The organism is Scytonema sp. UIC 10036, from assembly GCF_009725235.1.
In genome coordinates, this window is sequence record NZ_WJFC01000013.1 from 81,507 (window position 1) to 101,153 (window position 19,647).

Genomic DNA, 19,647 nt, shown 5'->3' on the forward strand with positions numbered 1-19,647 from the left:
GGTAACTACATTTATTCCCAAGCAGGTAAGATGCCTCTGATTTTACATCGGAGCAATATAAAAGCAGCGTAACGTGGAATTTGCAATGTCTGTAACCATGACTGACACAAAAATTAAAGTTATTACGGGTGCGGCGATCGCGCTTTTGGGATTTGCAGGAATGTGGTACTGGCCATCACCTCCTGCAGCAACCAGGGCATCATCCCAACGAAGTCAAGCTCAAACAAAACCCATACCAAAATTTGCTGAAGCTTTTACCCTTAAAGGTCACACCAATTCGATTTTGGCTGTTGCTGTTAGTCCTGACGGACGCACTCTTGCTAGCGTCAGTGCGGACAAAACTATCAAATTATGGAACTTAAAGACTGGAGCAGCGATTGGCATCCTCAAAGGTCATTCCGATTGGGTTAACTCTGTCACCTTTAGCCCTGATGGCAAAATGCTTGTCAGTGGAAGCGCTGACAAGACCGTTAAACTTTGGAGCGTAAGCAATCTGAAGGAGGTACGTACTCTCAAAGGACATTTAGCTGCAGTACAGTCTATTGCTATTAGCCCGGATGGCTTAACTATCGCCAGTGGAAGCTGGGATCAGAGTATTAACTTGTGGAACTCAACCACTGGAGACAAAGTCCGCACTCTTAAAGGCAATTGCGATGTTGTCAACTCTGTTGCTTTTAGCCCAGACGGTAAAGTTCTGGCTAGTGGTAATTATTTTGACAATACCATAAATTTGTGGGACACGTCAACAGGAAAAGAACTCTATACTCTTTCGGGACATTCTGATGCTGTTTCTTCCCTTGCATTCAGTCCCGATCGTCAAAAACTTGTCAGTGGAAGTTGGGATCAAACTATCAAGATTTGGGATCTCAACATAAGAAGAGAAATACATACTCTCATTGGACACACTAATAAAGTTTGGTCTGTAGCTGTCAGCCCTGATGGCAGTACTCTTGCTAGCAGTAGCTGGGACAAAACAATCAAAGTTTGGAATTTAGCTACAGGACAAGGCATAAATACCCTCACAGGGCATACTGACAGAGTTTGGTCTGTTGCTTTTAGTCCCGATGGCAAGACTCTTGCTAGTGGAAGTTTCGATCGAACCGTTAAAATATGGCAGGTGGTGCAGTGAAAAGGAATTGGCGATGCGTGGATTTTGGATTTTGGATTTTGGATTTTAGATTGGGGACTAGGGATTATTTCGTCCCCCTTGTCCCCCTGGTCACTGGTCACTGGTCACTGGTCACTGGTCACTGATTCCTAAAACACCGTCAACCGATAAGTCCCACGTTCTTGTGGATTTGCTGAAATAACAACTACGTAGTACGTACCATCTTCAGGTAACTTGGCTCGATCGATGAATGCACTGTACCTTCCATCCTTGTTATCGTCTGTGGCGACAATTTGCCCTTGGGAATTTAACAAGACTATGTAAGGAGAAAACTGTTCAAAGACACTGTCAGCACGGATGCTCACAAGTTGGTCTTTTTTACCCTGAAACTTAGATACATTATAAGGACTGCCACTTTTTCTTTGAATTGAGCTATTCTGAGTTAATTCATCGGAGCGATCGAGACTGTAACTTGCTCTGTCATTCCTAAGAGCTAAACTGTAACGCCCCGTATCTTCGGGCTTGCGGCTGGTAACGGCGATCGTGTAGGTACCTGTTCTTGGTAATCGGACAAAAATAAATGCGTCTTTGACTCCTTGAGGATTCACCGCTTCACTACCTCTAGTCAAAAGCACATTATTATTTGGATCGAGTAAAAACATGAAGGGGTCTAGATTCAAGTTGTTTGTACGACGCCGATCTGCACTACCGCTTAGCCTAATTTGAACAAGTTGGTTTTCTCTACCTTGAAACTGGTAGAAGCGATAATATCTACCCTGCGATTGATAATCTCCTGGAGCCAAAACACCAAATGCGATATCGACAAAGTTAATTTCTTGAAAATTAGGTGTTTTGGACAAGGAAGTAGGTGAAGAAGCTGTTGTCGTTGGCGTGGGGTTTCCTTGACGCGAAGGTTTAGGACTTCCTTGACGCGTTGGTGTGGAACTTTCTTGGCGCGAGGGCGTCGAGTTTCCTTGGGGCGTCGCCGTGGAACTTCCTTGGGGCGTTGGTGTTGAGCGATCGCCTTCAGGGCTGGGTACTGGAATAGCAACACCTGTGCCAGATGTAGTAGACGTTGTGTTAGTGTTAGAGGGTTGCGTTGATGTGGTTGAGACAGCTGGTTTTGAAGCCCTGCTAGTTTCAGAAGGATTAGATTTTGGGGTGGAATTTACAGAGCCGGAAGATACATCTGGGGGTAGAGGCGATTCAATAGTTTCTTTTGGCTGTCGGGGCACCGGTTGTTGAGCTACAGGAATTTGCTCAATACCTTTTTCTACGGCTACTGGTTGTCTCTCATCGGCGGGTTTAGCAATTAAAAAGGGTTTTGAGTGTAGGGCATTTGCTAAAACCTTGATAGGAAAGGCATAATTTGTTATCAACAAACTACCACTCATGCAACCAATTAAAACCAACTTTAATTGATTTGCACATTGTTTGTTGCTTTTTTCTACCATTTTTAGGCTACTCCTGTTGATTGAAACATTGTACTCAGGGTAGATTGACACCGTACTATATTTCACCAACAAAATACTCTAGTTAATCTGCTGATTTACTGATATAGATTACTGTTGCTTGATACCTAAAAAAAACTTACAAACATAACTTCTATAAATCTTTACACTAGCAATGCTTTTGTTTATCTATATTAAAGAAGCTGTAGTATCTTTCTTAACACGTAAAGATGTTAACATCAAAATGTGGAAAAATAATGTAGAGACGTGCCACGGCAGGTCTTTACAAAAATTGTAGACAACGCACAATGAATTTCTAGAGATGTCTAATATCAATCTTCGATATTTTTTCCTCAAAGCTAAACCGTCCACTTATGGATTCCCAGTATGCTTTGCTGCCTGAATCCCGACTGTCTGAGTCCCCTAAATCCTGATGATAGCGTGCTGTGCTCTAGCTGCAGTACACCATTGATACCGCTGTTGAGAAATCGTTATCGTGTCATTAAAGTATTGTCTGATGAAGGTGGATTTGGCAGAACTTATCTGGCTGAAGACGTAGATAAGTTGAAAGAATTGTGCGTAGTCAAGCAGTTTGCGCCCAAAATTCAAGGAACAAGTGCTCTAAAAAAAGCAGTTCAGCTATTTCAAGAAGAAGCGCAGCGATTGCAGCAACTTGGAGAACACAATCAAATTCCCCATCTTTTGGCTTATTTCGAGGAAAATAATTATCTATTTTTAGTACAGCAATATATCGATGGTCAGAATTTATTCAAAGAATTGCAACAAGTGGGAACTTATAGTGAAAGTAACATTCGTGAACTTTTACTAGATTTATTACCCGTGCTCCAGTTTATCCACAAACAAGGAGTTATCCATCGAGATATTAAGCCGCAAAATATTATTCGCCGCTATGGCGATGGGCGATTGGTGCTGATTGATTTTGGAGCCTCAAAGCAGTTATCGGTCACAGTACAAACAAAAATCGGGACAACCATTGGTTCCCACGGTTACACCCCAATCGAACAGATGGAAGATGGAAAAGCTTACCCATCAAGCGATTTGTTTAGCTTGGGTGCAACTTGCTTCCATTTACTGACAGGGATTTCTCCGTCTAAACTTTGGCTGCAACACGGCTTTAGTTGGGTTAATGATTGGCAGCGATATTTAAAAAAACCAGGTGGCAAAGAAGCAACTCTGAGTCCCAAGTTAAGGAAGATTCTCGACAAACTTTTGAAAGTAGAATTTCAACAGCGATATCAAGAAGCAGAGGAAGTCCTCAAAGATTTATCACAGCTTTCACCCCCACCACCTTCAACCCTACTGACTGCCAACTCATCACAATCTCAGTTGCTTTCTTTACCGCAATCGGCTCTCAAGCTAAGATACTCATTGTTTACAGGTGCCAGTATCGTTTTATTGGGCTTGTTAGGAGTTACTTTATATCTCTTTTACCCATCCCCAGTCACTCATTCTTCTGGAGTCACTCAGTCTTCTGGAGTCACTCAGTCTTCTGATGTCACTCAGTCTTCTGATGTCACTCAGCCAAGCGACACAACCATTCAAAGTTCTAACTCCCCAGAGACGCTTAGGGGTCACTCCAGTGATGTTAACTCTGTAACCTTTTCTCCAGATGGGCAATCGCTTGCTAGTGCTAGTGACGATCGCACAATTAAAATCTGGAACTTAGCTACCCGACAGACAATCTATACTCTCAAAGGTCATTCCCAATGGATTTGGGCTGTTGCCTTTAGCCCAGATGGTAAAACTCTTGCCAGTGGCAGTGCAGACAGTACTATCAAACTGTGGAATTTAGAAACAGGACAAGAAATGGGCATTCTTAAAGGGCATCCTGGGGGAGTTTCTTCAGTTGCCTTTAGCCCAGATGGCAGAACTCTTGCCAGTGGAGGTTTAGATAAAACTGTAAAATTGTGGGATTTGACAACGGGAAAAGAAATTTACACGCTCAAAGGGCATTCAAGGGCAACTGCTTCTGTGAGCTTCAGTCCCGATGGCATGACTCTTGCCAGTGGGAGCTGGGATAAGACAATTAAACTGTGGAATACATTAACAGGTAAAGAAGTTAGTACTTTCAAGGGACATACTGACTACGTTCTCTCCGTTGCCTTTAGTCCAGATGGTGTCACTCTTGCCAGTGGTAGTAAGGATAAAACAATTAAACTTTGGAACGTAGCAACAGGCACAGTCACCCATACATTGAGAAAACATTCTGACAAAGTAAATTCTGTTGCTTTTCTGCCAAATGCAGGTTACGACAAAAACTTGAACGACGCAATCCTTGTAAGTGGTAGCAATGACAATACAATTAAACTGTGGAATTCTGTAAGTGGAGAAAAAATTGAGGCTTTAAAGAAGGATTCTGGTTATATTTACTCTGTTACTATCAGCCCAGATGGACAAACTATTGCTAGTGGTGGTAGTGCTGACAACATTATCAAAGTTTGGCGATCGCCATTGTGAAGACATTGGTAGGGGGGTTGAATCAGTTAACCGCCAATCTTGAGAAAACTATATAATTCTATGGAAGCAACAATAAATTCTGTAGAAAATGAAAAAATATTGAAGTATTGGAAAAGTCGTAAAGCTCAAAGGTTCCTTTAAAGTTCCCATAGTAGGAAAAATCTTAAACTGATGAGAGAATTGCACGAGATATCTTTACAAGATATTTCAACTAAATCTGGCAAATCAATTGCTAAATATAGCGATAAATGGGATACAATCTAGTTACGAATTAGGCAAGAAAAACCAGGAGGTGATAAGCGTGGCAGGGGTGGCAAAGTTAGCTAAAACAGAGCCAACTAAAACCTATACAGACCAAATAGATTTTTGGCACTGGGGAGAGTTATTTGCTATCTCCAATCTGATTGACTCTGCCCGCCATCACTGTCTGGAAATGATTCTGGCTGAAAAAAGCCAACTTGATTGCAATAAGGAATTACAACTCTTATTTAAGATCAACAAGCGATACAGTAACTCTATCTACACTGAAGTTCAGGGAATTGTCACCAATGTCAACAAAAACAGGCTCGATCGCATTAAAACATTAGAAGGTCAAATTAAGTCGCTCAAGTCCGATATCAAAAAGCGTTCTAAACAAATAAAAGATTTCGCCAAACAAGAAAACAAGCGGTCTAGTAAAACCTCTAAAGCCAACAAAGGATTTAAAACTAGCAAAACCAAAATCAAAAAAGCTTGTAGTGTTTACGCCAAGCAGCGTCAAACAACGCAACTCCAAGACGCTAAATTTGGTTTGCATCAAAAGAAACGGCGATTGCATCTACTCCAGTCACAGCTATCGCATTTGAAGTCAACTCAACCAAAGTACGAGTTACCAGATGTTGCTAACAGCTTTGTGTTGGTTGGCAGCAAGGACGAGTCATCAGGCAACCAGTTAGCGCAATTTGACTACATTGAAAAGACGGATAGCTTTGTGCTTTCTATTCGCACTCCCTACGCGCTAGAAGAAAGACTGGGTGGTGATTACATTCGCATTGATGGGTTAAACTTCAAGCATGGCTTCCACGAAATCGTTGAATCCATCTCAGAGCGTTGTTACAAAGTAAAAACCAAAGACGGAACCGAAAAATGGGCAATTGGTTACAACGCCATTACGCTCCGATTTTACTGGAAAGATGATTGCTGGTACATTGCAGCCACTACAGATATCACCTTGCCAGAGATTACGTCTGAATACTTATCTGGCTATGTTGGAGTTGACTTAAACGCCGATTCTGTTGGCTGGGCGGTATGCGATGCCCAAGGCAACTTGCTTGAATATGGCGACTACAAGTTGGATTTGCATTCCAAAACTTCCAATCAAAGAGAAGCTATCCTCTGCGATGCAGCCACTTTTGTCGTATCCAAGGCAAAACAATACAACTTCCCCATCGCGTCAGAACAGTTAGACTTCTGGGCGAAAAAGAAGCAACTTAAGGAGAAAGGCAAGAACTATGCTCGGATGCTATCATCATTCGCCTATTCACAATGGCATGAAGCTCTAGATAATGCGTGTCAAAAGCATGGTATCTACCACAAAAAAGTCAATCCCGCTTATAGCAGCTTGGTTGGTTTGACAAAATTCATGTCCATGTATGGCATGAATTCGGCATCATCTGCTGCCTTCGTTATTGCCCGTCGTGGCAGAAGATTTTCTGAACGTCTTCCCAAAAACCATTCCCTACTCCCTTCCAAGTCCGCCTATACCGATAAGGTAAAGCACGTTTGGTCGCATTGGAGTAAGGTAGCTAGGAGCGTCAAAGACACTCCCAGACACAAATATTTTACATCCCGCTTTAACAGAGCGCGAAAGGTTACGCTCAATTGTCAACCTACTTATTCTATAGGTGGGTCTGGACTTCTGAGCAATCCAATACAGTTGGAGCTTTTCGAGGTTGGTGCAATTCCAACGGGAAATGATACAGTCACCGTTGCTGTATCTAGATCTAGAAAGTCGCGTAAGCGTAGTCAATCTACGTGTACTCAGATTTCTCTAGATTTTAATTAGCGGTTCAGATGCTACATTTTACAAATCTATTTTAAAAAAGAAAGCGCGATCGCGGAATTGGACAGATAAACTCGCTTATTGCTTGTAAAGTTATGTAAATAATTAGTGAGTTTTGCGTAAAATCGCACTGTTAAAGCTGATTCATACTAGGCGTTAACTTAATTTTCGTTGATTTCCACTAATCGTAGTTTATTCAAAAAAGAGTGCAACTGCTGCAACACACTTGGAGGTGCAATGTCTGGGATAACTAGTCGTTGGAGCTGGTTATTAGGTATTGCCATCGGCGGTTCAACAGTCATAGGTGCAAATTGTGCTCCTGCCCAAATTATCCCCGATAGCACCTTACCAAATAATTCCATAGTCACACCAGATGGTAGTACCATCAATATTACTGGAGGAACTCAAGTAGGAGGCAATCTGTTCCACAGCTTTCAGGAGTTTTCTGTCCCAAATAGTGGTACGGCAATATTTAAAAATACTACGGACATTCAAAACATCATTAGTCGGGTAACGGGTGCGTCAGTTTCTAACATTGAGGGTTTAATTAAAGCCAACGGTACTGCCAACCTGTTTCTAATTAATCCGAATGGGATTATTTTTGGTCAGAATGCTAGCTTAGATGTTGGTGGTTCGTTTGTGGCAAGTACAGCGACTGCACTCCAATTTGATTTTCTCGGATTTTTTAGCGCTACCGTTCGAAATATCCCTTCACCTTTGTTAACCATTAATCCTTCTGCGTTGTTTTTTAATCAGATTAATCAAAACGCATCTATTCAAAATTACTCAGTAGCACCCGCCCGAAGAGATCCAGCAGGCTTAAACGCATTTGGTTTACGAGTACCAGATGGTAAGAGCTTACTGCTGGTGGGCGGTAACGTTAGTATGGATGGGGGACGATTAAATGCTTATGGTGGACGAGTTGAGTTGGGCGGAGTCGGGGGAACAGGTACAGTTGGACTGAATTTTAATGGCAATAACCTAAGTTTAAGTTTTCCTCAAGGAGTACAACGAGCAGATGTATCACTCATCAATCGCGCTCAAGTAAATGTTCGTACAGACAATGGTGGCAGTATTGCAATCAACGCTCGGAATTTGGAGCTTTTAGGAGGAAGCAGCCTGCGGGCAGGAATAGGATTTGGGTTGGGTTCGACTGATAGTAAGGCGGGAAACATTGAGGTGAATGCAACAGGAGCAGTCAATCTCAAGGATGGCAGCCTGATTTCTAACGCCATGCTAGGGGCATCTGGAACGGGAGGAGATATTAATATCACTGCTAACTCATTTACGCTTTCAAATGTAGCGACTGTGCTAACTAGCACCTTTGGAAAGGGAAATGCTGGACATGTAACGCTTCAAGCTCAAGATAGGGTTGCATTCATCAATGGTTCTTACATAGGTACCAGTAGTTTGGGACGGGGAAATGCAGGTAACGTGACAATTTCAACTGAAGGTGCGATCGTTTTCGATGCTCTGGATAGTGTTAAGCCTAATATTACGGGTATATTTAGCAATGCATCGGGTGATGTCGGTGATGCAGGTAATATTTACATCAAGGCTGGGTCAGTTTCTTTAGTCAACGGAGCGGGTATAAGAACTCAAAACACAGGAAAGCTCGGTAATGCAGGCAATGTGATTATTCAGGCCCGTAGTAGCGTTTCTTTTGATGGAGTAAGTATAGATAAAAGCAGTAGCAGTGGCATTGACAGTTTTCTGGGAGCTAATACTGTAGGTAGGGGAGGAAACATTAGTATTACCTCAGGGTCGCTTTCACTGGTGAATGGTGCTGAAATAGCCAGTAGCACTTTTGGGCAGGGTGATGCAGGAAATATCACAATTGATGCGAGCAATACGGTTTCTCTTACTGGTAATGTTACTATCTTCAGCACGGTGGAACGAGGAGGTGTTGGTAAGGGAGGTAATATAGACATCAATGCTGCAACATTATTACTCATTGATGGCGCTCAACTGCAAACTCTGACTCGTGGAGCATCTAATACCCAGCCAGCAGGAAGGGGAGACGCAGGCAATGTCAATATTAAAGTCAGGGACGCTATTGATATTGCTGGCGAGAAAAACGGTTTGGTCAGTGGGATTGGCAGCTTGGTGCAAAGGGGGTCAGAAGGCAATGGGGGTAACATAACTATTGATTCTGGCTCCTTCTCGTTACGAGATGGCGCTCAACTTACTGCCGCAACATTAGGACAAGGGAGTGCAGGCACAATTAAAGTTAATGCTACTGATTTTGTCAACATTTTTGGCAAAAGTTCTAACTTTAACAGTAGCTTGTTCGTTAACTCCCAAAGTACGACGGGTATTGCTGGAGATATTATTGTTACCTCACCCAGAGTTATCCTAAACAACGGTGGCAGACTCAACGCTGAATCTACACTGGGTAATGGTGGCAACATCCACTTACAAACCGATTTACTCTTTCTAGCTCGTGGTGCTCAAATCTCTACCACCGCAGGCAGAGACCAAGCGGGTGGTAATGGTGGCAATATCAGCATCAATGCTCCTAATGGTTTTATCGTTAGCAGAGCAAGGGAAAATAACGACATCACTGCGAATGCGTTTAGTGGCAGTGGAGGGAGAGTCACGATTAACGCTGCTGGCATTTTTGGTATGACAGTGCGTACTCGTGAAGACTTGCTGAGGCTGCTAGGAACGAACTTAGACCCTCAACAGCTACCAACAAATGATATCACAGCAATTTCCCAGACAAGTCCTACTGCAAATGGTCAGATAAGTGTCAATACACCCGATGTTGACCCCAGCAGGGGATTAGTGGAACTGCCTACAAATTTGATTGAGGCAACACAACAAATTTCCACTGCCTGCAATCCTGGTAGTAGACAGAGAAGGAGTTCATTTACCGAAATAGGACGTGGTGGATTACCTCCCAGTCCTCTTGAAACTTTGACATCTGACGCCATGCAGGTTGGTTGGATCTCTCTCGATTCAAACATTGACAACGGGAAGAATTCATTTCCTGTCACAAATACAACAACACGCGCATCAGAACGCATAGTTGAAGCTACTGGTTGGGTGAAAAATGCCAAAGGTGAAATAGTCCTCACAACTGATACATCCACCACACCCCATAGTTCCTGGCAGGAATTTGTATCTTGCCGTGCTTCTTAAACGTCAGTCAAAGGACATAGAATTTGCAATGAGTGTTATGGGAGATTTCCACTCCAAAAATACCAATTTTGTAGGTGAGTCATCTTTACTCTCTGCGCCACGTCAGTCGCCTCAACTTTGGAAACCAAAGCACGGCGCTGGCTCCTCTGCGTACTCTGCACCTCATAATTCTTTACAATCATCTTCACAGGTTTTTCATTTTTTCCACATATTCTAAAAAACAACGCAGTAAGAATTGAAACAAATAAAAACTAACTGCAAGTGATTTTACTGATTTTTGTAGAAATCTCAAGGACAGATAGCAAATAAAATTATGATAAACTCCTTAATACACAACCCAAACCAAGAACTCTACCAAAGCTATCTCAAGCTGATTAATGCATTGCTAAGCTGTTCTAACCATAAAAAAACAGAGATTTTAAAACTCAACCAACATTTGATAGATACTGACCTGGTAGAAATAGTACTTGAGTTGATACAGACAACACAACAAAGCGCGTCTATCCTGTCTGTGGATCTTGCTCCAGAAATCTCTGCTCCCCTCATGAAACTGGTTCGTCAGTTAATAGGTATATATGCTGAGACTCCCTTACAAGGTGTATCAGCAGAATTTGCCATTGGAAATATTTACTTAGAAACCAAGCAGTTTTGTAAGGCAAAAGAGTCTTACGAGCAAGCTTTGGAAATTTTTAGAAAGCAAGGCGATCGCATAGGAGAAGCGAATGCACTTGCACTGATAGGAGACACTTTATATCACCAAGATAATTTTGCTGAAGCACTAAAGTTTTACACACCTGCTCGCACCATACTGTTAGAAACAGACGCAAAACGTAGCGAAGCAATGCTACTTCAACAAATGATATCCTCGTGTTATTTCATGAGCCAATATGCTCAAGCTGTAGAATTAAGTGAGAGACGTTTGGCGATCGCACGAGAGCTTCGCTTGCGTTCTATGGAAGCTCATACTCTCTATGACCTAGCAATTTATTATGAAGCTATAGGCTGCATAACAGAAGCAGGAGATTGCCACTGGAAGTGTTGGGAAATTGCTCAAGAAATAGGTGCTACCAAGTTAGAAGTCCAAAGCCTAAAAGGTTTGGGAGACTTTTATCTGAACGAAAATTTGATTGAAGAAGCAATGGACATTTACGCAGAATGCATCGACATGGCAGTTCAAATGGGTTACCTCCAAGTAGAAGCAAGTTGTTTGCAATCCTTATCAAAAGCGTACCTTTGCTTGGGAGATGAAGAAACAGCAAGAGAGTACAATCAACAGAGTTTAGAAACCAAACAAGCTCTTGGTATCTCCTTAGTCGAACAAATGCTTTAAAACTTTCAAAATGATGGCACAATCGCAAACAGAAAAAGTTTACTCAAAATTTCAAGCCCCCCCTTGCAAAGAGCTAAGACACAAAACATTTCTTCGCGTCTTAGCGCCTTTGCGTGAGGCATAACAATATTACCACATTGTTAATCTGTATCTACCGTTTTCTTGTGGTACAGCTGAAATCACCACCACATAGTAAGTACCATCCTCAGGTAACTTTGCTCTATCAATAAGAGCACTGTACTTGCGATCTTTGTCTAGATCCGACGCAACAACTTGCCCTTTAGAATTCATCAAGACCACGTAAGGAACAAACTCTTCATAAACACTCTCTACACGTATACTGACGCGTTGATCTCTCTTTCCTTGAAACTTAGAAACATCATAAGAGTTTCTATTTTTTTTCAAAGTTAAACTTTCATCTAATTTGGCTGCTTCATCTAAAAGATAACCGGACGTGTCGTTTCTCAGAGCCAAACTATAGCGCCCTATATCCTTAGCATCTCGACTTGTGACAGCGATCGTATACTTACCCGCTACAGGCAAACGTGCGAATATATACGCATCCTTGTTTTTTTGTGTAGTTCCCCTACTAACAAGCACGTTATTATCGGGATCGAGTAAAAGGACAAATGGCTCTAAAGCCAAGTTATTGGTGCGACGGTTATCTGCACTACCTGTTAACCTAATTTGAATATGTTGGTTTTCTTGCCCATCAAACTGATAAAAATGATAACGCCTGCCTTTGTATTGATAATCGCCAGGAGCTAAAATACCGAGTGCAAAGTCTACAAAATTAATCTCTTTAAAAGTTATTCCATCTAATGAATTAATTAGCGAATTATTAGTTCTTTGTCCATTGGGCCGTCTTGAACTGACAGCAGCAGTACGCTCAACTCTTGGCTGAGGATTTGGAGTCGAAATAGTCGTCGTATTATCACTGGGAGTACGTCCTCCTTGTTGTTGAGTCGTATTTTGTACAGGAGCAGTCGCCGTGCTGGTACTTGGAGTCGTTTCTGCTTGTGGCTTGGGTTTGGGTGCAGGCGCTGTAGCTGTATGATACCTGCGGCTTGGGTTTGGTGGGCGGCGCTGCATGTATTGGTTACTCTCTGCGTTGGGTTGGGTGCAGGCGCTGTAGCTGTATTGGTACTTGGAGTCGTTTCTGCTTGTGGCTTGGGTTTTGGGTGCAGGCGCTGTAGCTGTATTGGTACTTGGATCGTTTTGCTTGTGGCTTTGGGTTTGGGTGCAGGGCTGTAGGTTTGGGGACTTGCGGCTTGGGTTTGGGTTGCAGGAGCAGTCGCCGTGCTGGTACCTGGAGTCGTTTCTGCTTGTGGCTTGGTTGGGAGCGCGGGTTGGCTACGTTATGCACTTGGATTTCTAATTTGCGAAGGTTTTGGTGCTAGATGGAGATTCATAGTTGGTTTGGAGTGGTTGGACTCGCAGGTATTTGGGAGTCTCTACTTGCTCAATAAGTTTGCCTAACCGCTTCTTGTTCTCTTTCGTCTGGTAGTTTAGCAATTGTGTGAGATTAGTTTGCCGAGGCAGTTCTGAAAGCTTCTACAGCCATAATGTAGCCTACATCAGAAGCCACTATTAGCAGTTTCTACTTTTGCGATCTGCAAGTCAACTTAGAATGAACTTGCGTCTGTTTATTATACTTGTTTTCGCTTTGTCCTGACATAATCGAACTCCTAGAGAATAGAGGTTTGTAATTCCCTTACAATAAGAAATATTTATGAATAATTTTTTATGAATAAACAAATTTAATTTTATTATGAAATTCTGATTTCAAAAATCTCCAACATCATAATTGATATGTATAAATTTTATCAAAAAATCTTTTGGATTGTCAAAAGTAGATAATTAGATAAAAAACTAGAAATTAGCTAGAAATTGAGAAAAGCTAGAGATTTCCTCTTGAAACCAATTATAATTGCTTAAATATAGTTAAAAATTTTACTTCTGAGTCCCTTATGATAACACTAGAAGTGTTTTACAACTGTATTATTCGCGATCGCAATTTCTGTAAATGTTTTAGACATTTCAACGAGTTGGCTAATTTCCGCTGACCTGTACTGATAGAAATAAATTTTTGATACTTCTTTTAACATTGATTGTATAAATTTAGATGAATCTGCCGCCTAAAAAATATTCTTAGATATTGCTTATGAGTCAATAGTGTATAAATTGAAGATAGCAAAATTACAAGACATGACATAATATATACTAACTCCCATGTCTTCTTTTCAGTATGCTTTACTGCCTCAATCCCAATTGTCCACATCCTGAAAATAACGATGGCAATCGATATTGCCAAAGTTGTCAGACACCATTGATACCGCAGTTGAGAAATCGTTATCGAATTATTAAAGTCTTATCTACTGAAGGTGGATTTAGTCAAACTTTTTTAGCAGAAGATGTAGACAAACTAGTTGACCTCTCCCCACAGCTAAAGCTGGGGGATTCACTAAGATTTTCTGCCGTATTTCTTAGTTTTCCGACTGTCACCAGAATGGTATTGTTCTAAATTAAACAAAGTTAACTGAACGCCAATCTGGTCATAGGCATGGTTCCTAGTCTCAACCCTTACGGATTGATAACTACTAGGCGTAACTTTCCCACCGTCCGCAGGTAGGGTCTTCTTACGAAGTTTGGCGGGACGGAAACCGACACCGCCAACTTCGCGCTTTTGATTTTTTGGGAAGACCAATCCAGTACGCGATGCGATCGTTCTACTCGCTTTGGTGTCAGCGTGGGCTGTATATCCGCATGCAGTACAAATAAATTTTTCACCATCGCGATTACTTTTATCAGTGTGTCCGCAAGCGGGGCATTCTTGGCTTGAATGTTTTGGATTTACGATAATGACTGGTTTACCAGCTTTTAGTGCAAGCCAAGCAATTTTATTGAACAAATCACCCCAACCGCAGTCAAGAATTATCTTGTTTAATCCAGTTTTACGACTGGCACCATTTTTTTTATAACCACCCTTACCATCATGTTTGGGTTTAGCACGTTTAACCATATTTTTAATTTTTAGGTCTTCACGTGCAACAGCATCAGCTTTTTTGACAGTAATACTAGCTACTTGCCAGTTATATCCGTCACGTTTCTGTTCTAATTTATGTTGAATACGAGATAATCTCTCAACAGCTTTTCTTCTATTTTTTGAGCCTTTTACTTTTCGGCTTATAGCACGCTGGCGCATTCTCAAACGTCGCGCAGTTCTTTTATTAGTTGTAGGTCTAATATTTTCTGCAAAGCTACCATCAGTAAATGCTAATAGCTTATTAACACCGATATCAATACCTACTACTGATTTAACATCTTCAAGTGGTTTAACTTCGGGCAATTCTCCCGGCATCTCAACCAATATGGAAATAAACCAATAACCACCTTTGCGTTTTACCGTACAGGTTCTAGTATCAATAACTTGGCTAAAATCACGGCTATTATGAAACTTTACATTACCAATACCAGGAAGATAAATAATTCCATAATTATCTTTGATTTCCACCAGTTTAATGCGTCCTGGCTTATATTCAAACGAATTTAAAATTCTTAGATAATTAGGAAAACCTCTGCCGTGTTTGAAAAAGTTATTGTAGGCAGTATCAAGTTTAGCTAAATTTCTTTGTAAAACGTCTGAGTCAATTTCTGCAAAGTTATTTCGCTCATGACGTAGTTGTGTCGTTACCTTGGATTGAATACCTGAGGCGCTATCCCAACTAACGATGCTTGGCTTAACTATTTCGCCTGTTTTGGGATTGACTTTTTCTTTTGATGTTTTTAATCCCATTGTTAATTCAACGGGAACTACCCCATGCTTAATTACTGGGCACGTTAGAGGACAACACGAACCATATTCAATCTTTGAAGAGATATCGCACCAACTACCCCAAGCATAAACAACAGGAGCATCAATATCTTGGTTATTTGTGCTATATCCAGTTTCTCTTTCACGAAGTGCGTAGTTACGGTGCTTGCGTAGCGTCACCAGCCACCTTGACATTTGTTGGGATTGGGTTTTTGTTGGCTTGAGCTTAAAGTTCCACCGAACTTGCACTTTATTATCACTTCCTTGATTAGTTTATCTATATTTATCTATTCTATAGATGTATTCCATCTAGTCAAGTAGTTGATTATGAATAAATATAAATCAAACAATAATATTGTTTATTCGTGCAAATATCACGTAGTTTGGACTCCAAAATATCGGCGTAGTGTATTAAAAGATGGCGTAGATTTACGGCTAAAAGAATTATTGGAACAAATAGCTAACGACATAAAAGTGGACATTATAGAGATGGAAATCATGCCTGACCATGTACATTTATTGATTGAAGTAGACCCACAATTTGGGGTACATAAAGCAATCAAACGATTTAAAGGGGCAACATCACGTTATCTGCGTGCAGAATTTCCTCATCTAAAATCAAGGTTACCAACGCCAGTGGACTAACTCATATTTCGTGTCAACCGTTGGAGGCGCACCGCTAGAAATTGTTAAGCTTTATATTCAGAACCAAAAAGAAACTTGACTCTGAATAAATTCAGCTACGGGCTTCCTCCCCATGCGTAAACGCAGGGGCTTCCGCCCTTTGATTTTTGGTGAAAGCACAAACGAAAATGACAACAATGAATCAACAAACCAATTGTCAGATAGCGATCACTCCCCTGAAAACCTTCGAGGTCATAGCAGTGATGTCAATGCTGTCACCTTCAGTCCCAGTGGATTAACCCTTGCTAGTGGTAGTGACGATAAAACTATATTACTATGGAATTTATTCAATAAACAGACCATAGCTGCCTTTTCAGGACATACGGGATATATTTATTCCATAGCCTTTGCTCCTGATGGTAAGACGCTTGCTAGTGGCAGTTCTGACAAAACCATCATAGTTTGGGATGTAGAAAGCAAACGACAACTAGCCATCCTTAAAGGGCATGAAGGCACTGTAACTTCCGTGGCTTTTGCTCCTGATGGCAACACTCTTGCCAGTGGAAGTTTGGATGGAACTGTTAGACTGTGGAATATAGCGACTCAGCAAGAAATTCATTCTCCTCTCAAAGGACACAGTCGCCCGGTGAGTTCTATCGCCTTTACTCCCGATGGCAAAACACTAATTAGTGGTAGCTACGATAACACCATTATCTTGTGGGATTTGGAAAGCCAACTGAAAACTGCGACCCTTAGCGGACACACAGATTCGGTGCTTTCTATCGCTGTCAGCCCTGATGGTACGACGCTTGCGAGTAGTGGTGGGGACATGACAATTCGATTGTGGAATTTAGCAACACAACTGGAAACCCACATTTTACTGGGGCATACCAAGAGGGTAAATTCCATTGCTTTCAGTTCCGATGGGCAAAAACTAGTCAGTGGCAGTCACGATAATACAGTCATAATATGGAATGTATTTACTGCTAGAGAAGAACATATCCTAAGGAAGGATCTTGGTAATATTTATTCTGTGGCTTTCAGTCCAGATGGACAAACTTTGGTCAGTGGTGGTAACGCTGAGAATATTCTCAAGATTTGGCGGGTTCCTCAATGATTTTCTGTCTTGAGCAACAAAGTATTGCTGTTCCTACAGATTCAGTACATTCAGTATATTTACCATTTTCTTGTAACCGAAATGCAAACACTCGCTTTCCCCCAACATCAATAACCCAATATTCGGAAATACCCAAATCTGCATAAATTTTTTTCTTCTCATCAAGATCTATTGCCAAGGTTGTATCAGAAATTTCACCAACTAAATTAGGTGTTTGCCATTGATGCAGATCGATACGACGTGGCTGCTCGCTTAAGAGAAATTGTAGTAGGGGTTGAGCGACAGCAAAACCCAACAAATGCCGATAAATGTTGGGTTTCGTTCCTCAACCCAACCTACACAATTGCGTGTTTTTAAGCAAAACCTACGCAGTATTGGGAGACAAGGGAGAAGATTCTAGTCCCCAATGCCCTCTTGCCCAATGCCCAATCACTTAATGTAATATCATAGATTGCAGCACAGTCACCTTGTTAGACGATGCTCTGCTGCCTAAACCCTGATTGCCCGAATCCTCTCAATCCTGATGGGATAAATTATTGCCAGAGTTGCGGCACGCTACTGGTACCACTTCTTCGAGGTCATTATCGCGTTACCAATGTCCTTTCGGATGAGGGCGGATTTGGTAAGACTTATTTAGCGGAAGATGTAGACAAACTTAACGAACGCTGTGTTGTTAAGCAATTGGCACCAAAAGTCCAGGGAACGTGGGCTATTAAGAAGGCGATTGAATCGTTTCAACAGGAAGCACAGCGCCTTCAAGAACTAGGTAAACACCAACAAATTCCTACGTTGCTAGCTTACTTTGAGGAGGAGCACTATCTCTATTTGGTACAAGAATTTATTGATGGACAAAATTTGAGTCGGGAGTTGCAACAAAGGGGAACCTATGGCGAAATAGCCATTCGCAAACTATTGCTCAATTTGCTGCCCGTTCTTCAGTTTATCCACGAATATGGGGTGATTCATCGGGATATTAAACCACAAAATATTATGCGGCGATCGCCCTTCTCTCAACCAAAATTTCAGAAGAAAAAGAATTTGTCATCCGTCTTAGGAACGATAGAAGGAGAACTTGTACTGATTGATTTTGGTGCTTCAAAACAACTCACCGAAACTGTAAAGACAAAACCGGGAACAACCATTGGTACTCGTGGTTACAGCCCTCTAGAACAAATGCAAGATGGAGAAGCCCATCCTGCAAGCGATTTATTTAGTTTAGGTGCTACTTGTTTTCACTTAATGACTGGGGTGTCACCTGCTATTTTATGGACAGAAAATGGTTACAGTTGGACGATCGCTTGGCGACAATATTTGAGAAGCCCAATTAGTAACGGTCTGGGTAAGGTGATCGATAAACTTTTGAAGAAAGAAATTAGAGAACGCTATCAATCAGCAAATGAAGTTTTACAAGATTTATCGTCTCATTTATCGGTGCCGCCACCATCCTCACGAGCATCCCTACTGCGAAGAAGTCTTTTAATCGGTACAAGCATTCTCTTTTTAGGGTTGGGAGGAATTTGGTATATGAAAGATTCACCACTTCTCAACCCTTTAGCAGAAAGTCCGTCTTCCCCACTCAAAACCCTTAACGGGCATTCTAACCTAGTCACGGCTGTCGCTGTCAGTGGCACTTCCAAGAGTGTAATCTTAGCCAGTAGCAGTTTTGACACAACAGTAAAACTATGGAATTTAGTCACTAAAACGGAAATCGCCACATTAGAGAGTTATGCTGGCTCAGTTCATTCCGTTGCCATCAGTCCTGATGGTCAAATTGTAGCAAGTGGCAATGGTGACAATACCATCAAACTGTGGAACCCATTCACTAAAAAAGAAATTCGTACCCTTTACGGTCATTCCAGTTCTGTCGAAGTTGTAACTATCAGTCCAGACAGCCAAATCCTAGCCAGTGGGAGTTTTGATGGTACTATAAAACTATGGGAACTAGCAACAGGAAAGGAAATTGCAACACTCAAAGAACATACCAGCTCGGTAAAATCCCTTGCTTTCACTTTCGACGGGGAAACTCTTGCTAGTGGAAGTGAAGATTATACCATAAAACTATGGAATCTTAAAAGCCAACAAGTCATCAGATCTCTCACAGGGCATTCCGAACCCGTTCGGTCTGTTGCAATAAGTCCCATCTCTCCCAATCTCGAATTCGGTGGAATTCTTGCTAGTAGCAGCGCTGATGACACCATCAAGCTATGGAACTTAAGTACTGGTGAAGAAATTTATACCTTTAAAGGTCATAGATATTCAGTAAATTCTCTAGCTTTTACTTCAGATGGCAAAATCCTAGCTAGCGGTAGCAGCGACAACACCATCAAACTATGGGATATAAAAACTAAAAGAGAAATTCGCACATATAAAAGTCTTTCTAAAGAAGTCACCTCTGTCGTCTTTAGCCCCGATAACAAAACTCTAATTGGCGGTAGTGCGGATGGAAGTGTTAATATTTGGCAGGTAAAATTGTAACCGCAGACGCACGCAGATGGACGCAGATAAAATACAAGAACATCTGCGTTTGTCTGCGTGCGTCT

At 41.6% G+C, this 19,647-nt stretch carries 13 protein-coding genes and 1 pseudogene; 10 read left to right on the top strand and 4 right to left on the bottom strand.

Annotated elements, in window-relative coordinates:
* The first annotated feature begins 85 nt into the window (after nucleotides 1–85).
* Entirely contained in the window at nucleotides 86–1,129 is a 1,044-nt protein-coding gene (locus tag F7734_RS08630) for a WD40 repeat domain-containing protein (RefSeq protein WP_155744279.1), read from the top strand.
* A 128-nt stretch (nucleotides 1,130–1,257) separates the two neighbouring features.
* Here the strand turns inward: F7734_RS08630 and F7734_RS08635 are convergent, their stop codons facing one another.
* Nucleotides 1,258–2,562 (bottom strand): PPC domain-containing protein, encoded by a 1,305-nt coding sequence (locus F7734_RS08635; protein WP_155744280.1) that lies wholly within the window; start codon nucleotides 2,560–2,562, stop codon nucleotides 1,258–1,260.
* A gap of 384 nt (nucleotides 2,563–2,946) precedes the next feature.
* Here F7734_RS08635 and F7734_RS08640 point away from each other — a divergent pair, with 384 nt between their 5' ends.
* The 4 genes from F7734_RS08640 (at nucleotide 2,947) to F7734_RS08655 (ending at nucleotide 11,552) form a co-directional block, all read left to right on the top strand.
* Complete coding sequence (locus tag F7734_RS08640) at nucleotides 2,947–5,037, top strand: serine/threonine-protein kinase (RefSeq protein WP_155744281.1); 2,091 nt, start codon at nucleotides 2,947–2,949, stop codon at nucleotides 5,035–5,037.
* A gap of 301 nt (nucleotides 5,038–5,338) precedes the next feature.
* Complete coding sequence (locus F7734_RS08645; protein ID WP_155744282.1) at nucleotides 5,339–7,081, top strand: IS200/IS605 family accessory protein TnpB-related protein; 1,743 nt, start codon at nucleotides 5,339–5,341, stop codon at nucleotides 7,079–7,081.
* Nucleotides 7,082–7,315: 234 nt separating this feature from the next.
* Nucleotides 7,316–10,222 carry a filamentous hemagglutinin N-terminal domain-containing protein gene (locus tag F7734_RS08650; protein WP_155744283.1) on the top strand — a complete coding sequence of 969 codons (2,907 nt, stop codon included), beginning with the start codon at nucleotides 7,316–7,318 and terminating at the stop codon, nucleotides 10,220–10,222.
* Between the two features lie 313 nt (nucleotides 10,223–10,535).
* Complete coding sequence (locus F7734_RS08655) at nucleotides 10,536–11,552, top strand: tetratricopeptide repeat protein (RefSeq protein ID WP_155744284.1); 1,017 nt, start codon at nucleotides 10,536–10,538, stop codon at nucleotides 11,550–11,552.
* A 129-nt stretch (nucleotides 11,553–11,681) separates the two neighbouring features.
* Here F7734_RS08655 and F7734_RS08660 read toward each other — a convergent pair whose 3' ends face one another.
* Nucleotides 11,682–12,644, bottom strand: a complete 963-nt coding sequence (locus tag F7734_RS08660; protein ID WP_155744285.1) for a PPC domain-containing protein — start codon at nucleotides 12,642–12,644, stop codon at nucleotides 11,682–11,684.
* 3 nt (nucleotides 12,645–12,647) lie between these two features.
* On the opposite strand from F7734_RS08660, the gene F7734_RS08665 reads away from it, so the two are divergent.
* Together F7734_RS08665 and F7734_RS66000 are read left to right on the top strand one after the other, a co-directional pair.
* A complete protein-coding gene (locus tag F7734_RS08665) occupies nucleotides 12,648–12,806 on the top strand; it encodes a hypothetical protein (protein WP_155744286.1) in 159 nt (52 codons plus the stop codon).
* Between the two features lie 994 nt (nucleotides 12,807–13,800).
* A complete protein-coding gene (locus F7734_RS66000; RefSeq protein WP_347566149.1) occupies nucleotides 13,801–14,076 on the top strand; it encodes a 4-Cys prefix domain-containing protein in 276 nt (91 codons plus the stop codon).
* Here the strand turns inward: F7734_RS66000 and F7734_RS08670 are convergent.
* Nucleotides 14,017–15,615 (bottom strand): transposase, encoded by a 1,599-nt coding sequence (locus tag F7734_RS08670; RefSeq protein ID WP_347566150.1) that lies wholly within the window; start codon nucleotides 15,613–15,615, stop codon nucleotides 14,017–14,019. The two genes, F7734_RS66000 and F7734_RS08670, sit on opposite strands and share 60 nt — an antisense overlap.
* Nucleotides 15,616–15,693: 78 nt before the next feature.
* On the opposite strand from F7734_RS08670, the pseudogene tnpA reads away from it, so the two are divergent.
* Both tnpA and F7734_RS08680 read left to right on the top strand, forming a co-directional pair.
* Nucleotides 15,694–16,090 (top strand): annotated as a pseudogene (tnpA, locus tag F7734_RS08675) (IS200/IS605 family transposase).
* 33 nt (nucleotides 16,091–16,123) lie between these two features.
* Nucleotides 16,124–17,107 carry a WD40 repeat domain-containing protein gene (locus tag F7734_RS08680; protein ID WP_155744288.1) on the top strand — a complete coding sequence of 328 codons (984 nt, stop codon included), beginning with the start codon at nucleotides 16,124–16,126 and terminating at the stop codon, nucleotides 17,105–17,107.
* Here the strand turns inward: F7734_RS08680 and F7734_RS08685 are convergent.
* Nucleotides 17,082–17,402, bottom strand: coding sequence for a Uma2 family endonuclease (locus F7734_RS08685; RefSeq protein WP_243146757.1), 321 nt, complete (start codon nucleotides 17,400–17,402; stop codon nucleotides 17,082–17,084). The genes F7734_RS08680 and F7734_RS08685 overlap by 26 nt on opposite strands.
* Nucleotides 17,403–17,584: 182 nt before the next feature.
* Between F7734_RS08685 and F7734_RS08690 the strand changes: the two genes are divergently transcribed.
* Entirely contained in the window at nucleotides 17,585–19,582 is a 1,998-nt protein-coding gene (locus F7734_RS08690; protein WP_155744290.1) for a serine/threonine-protein kinase, read from the top strand.
* Nucleotides 19,583–19,647: the final 65 nt, after the last annotated feature.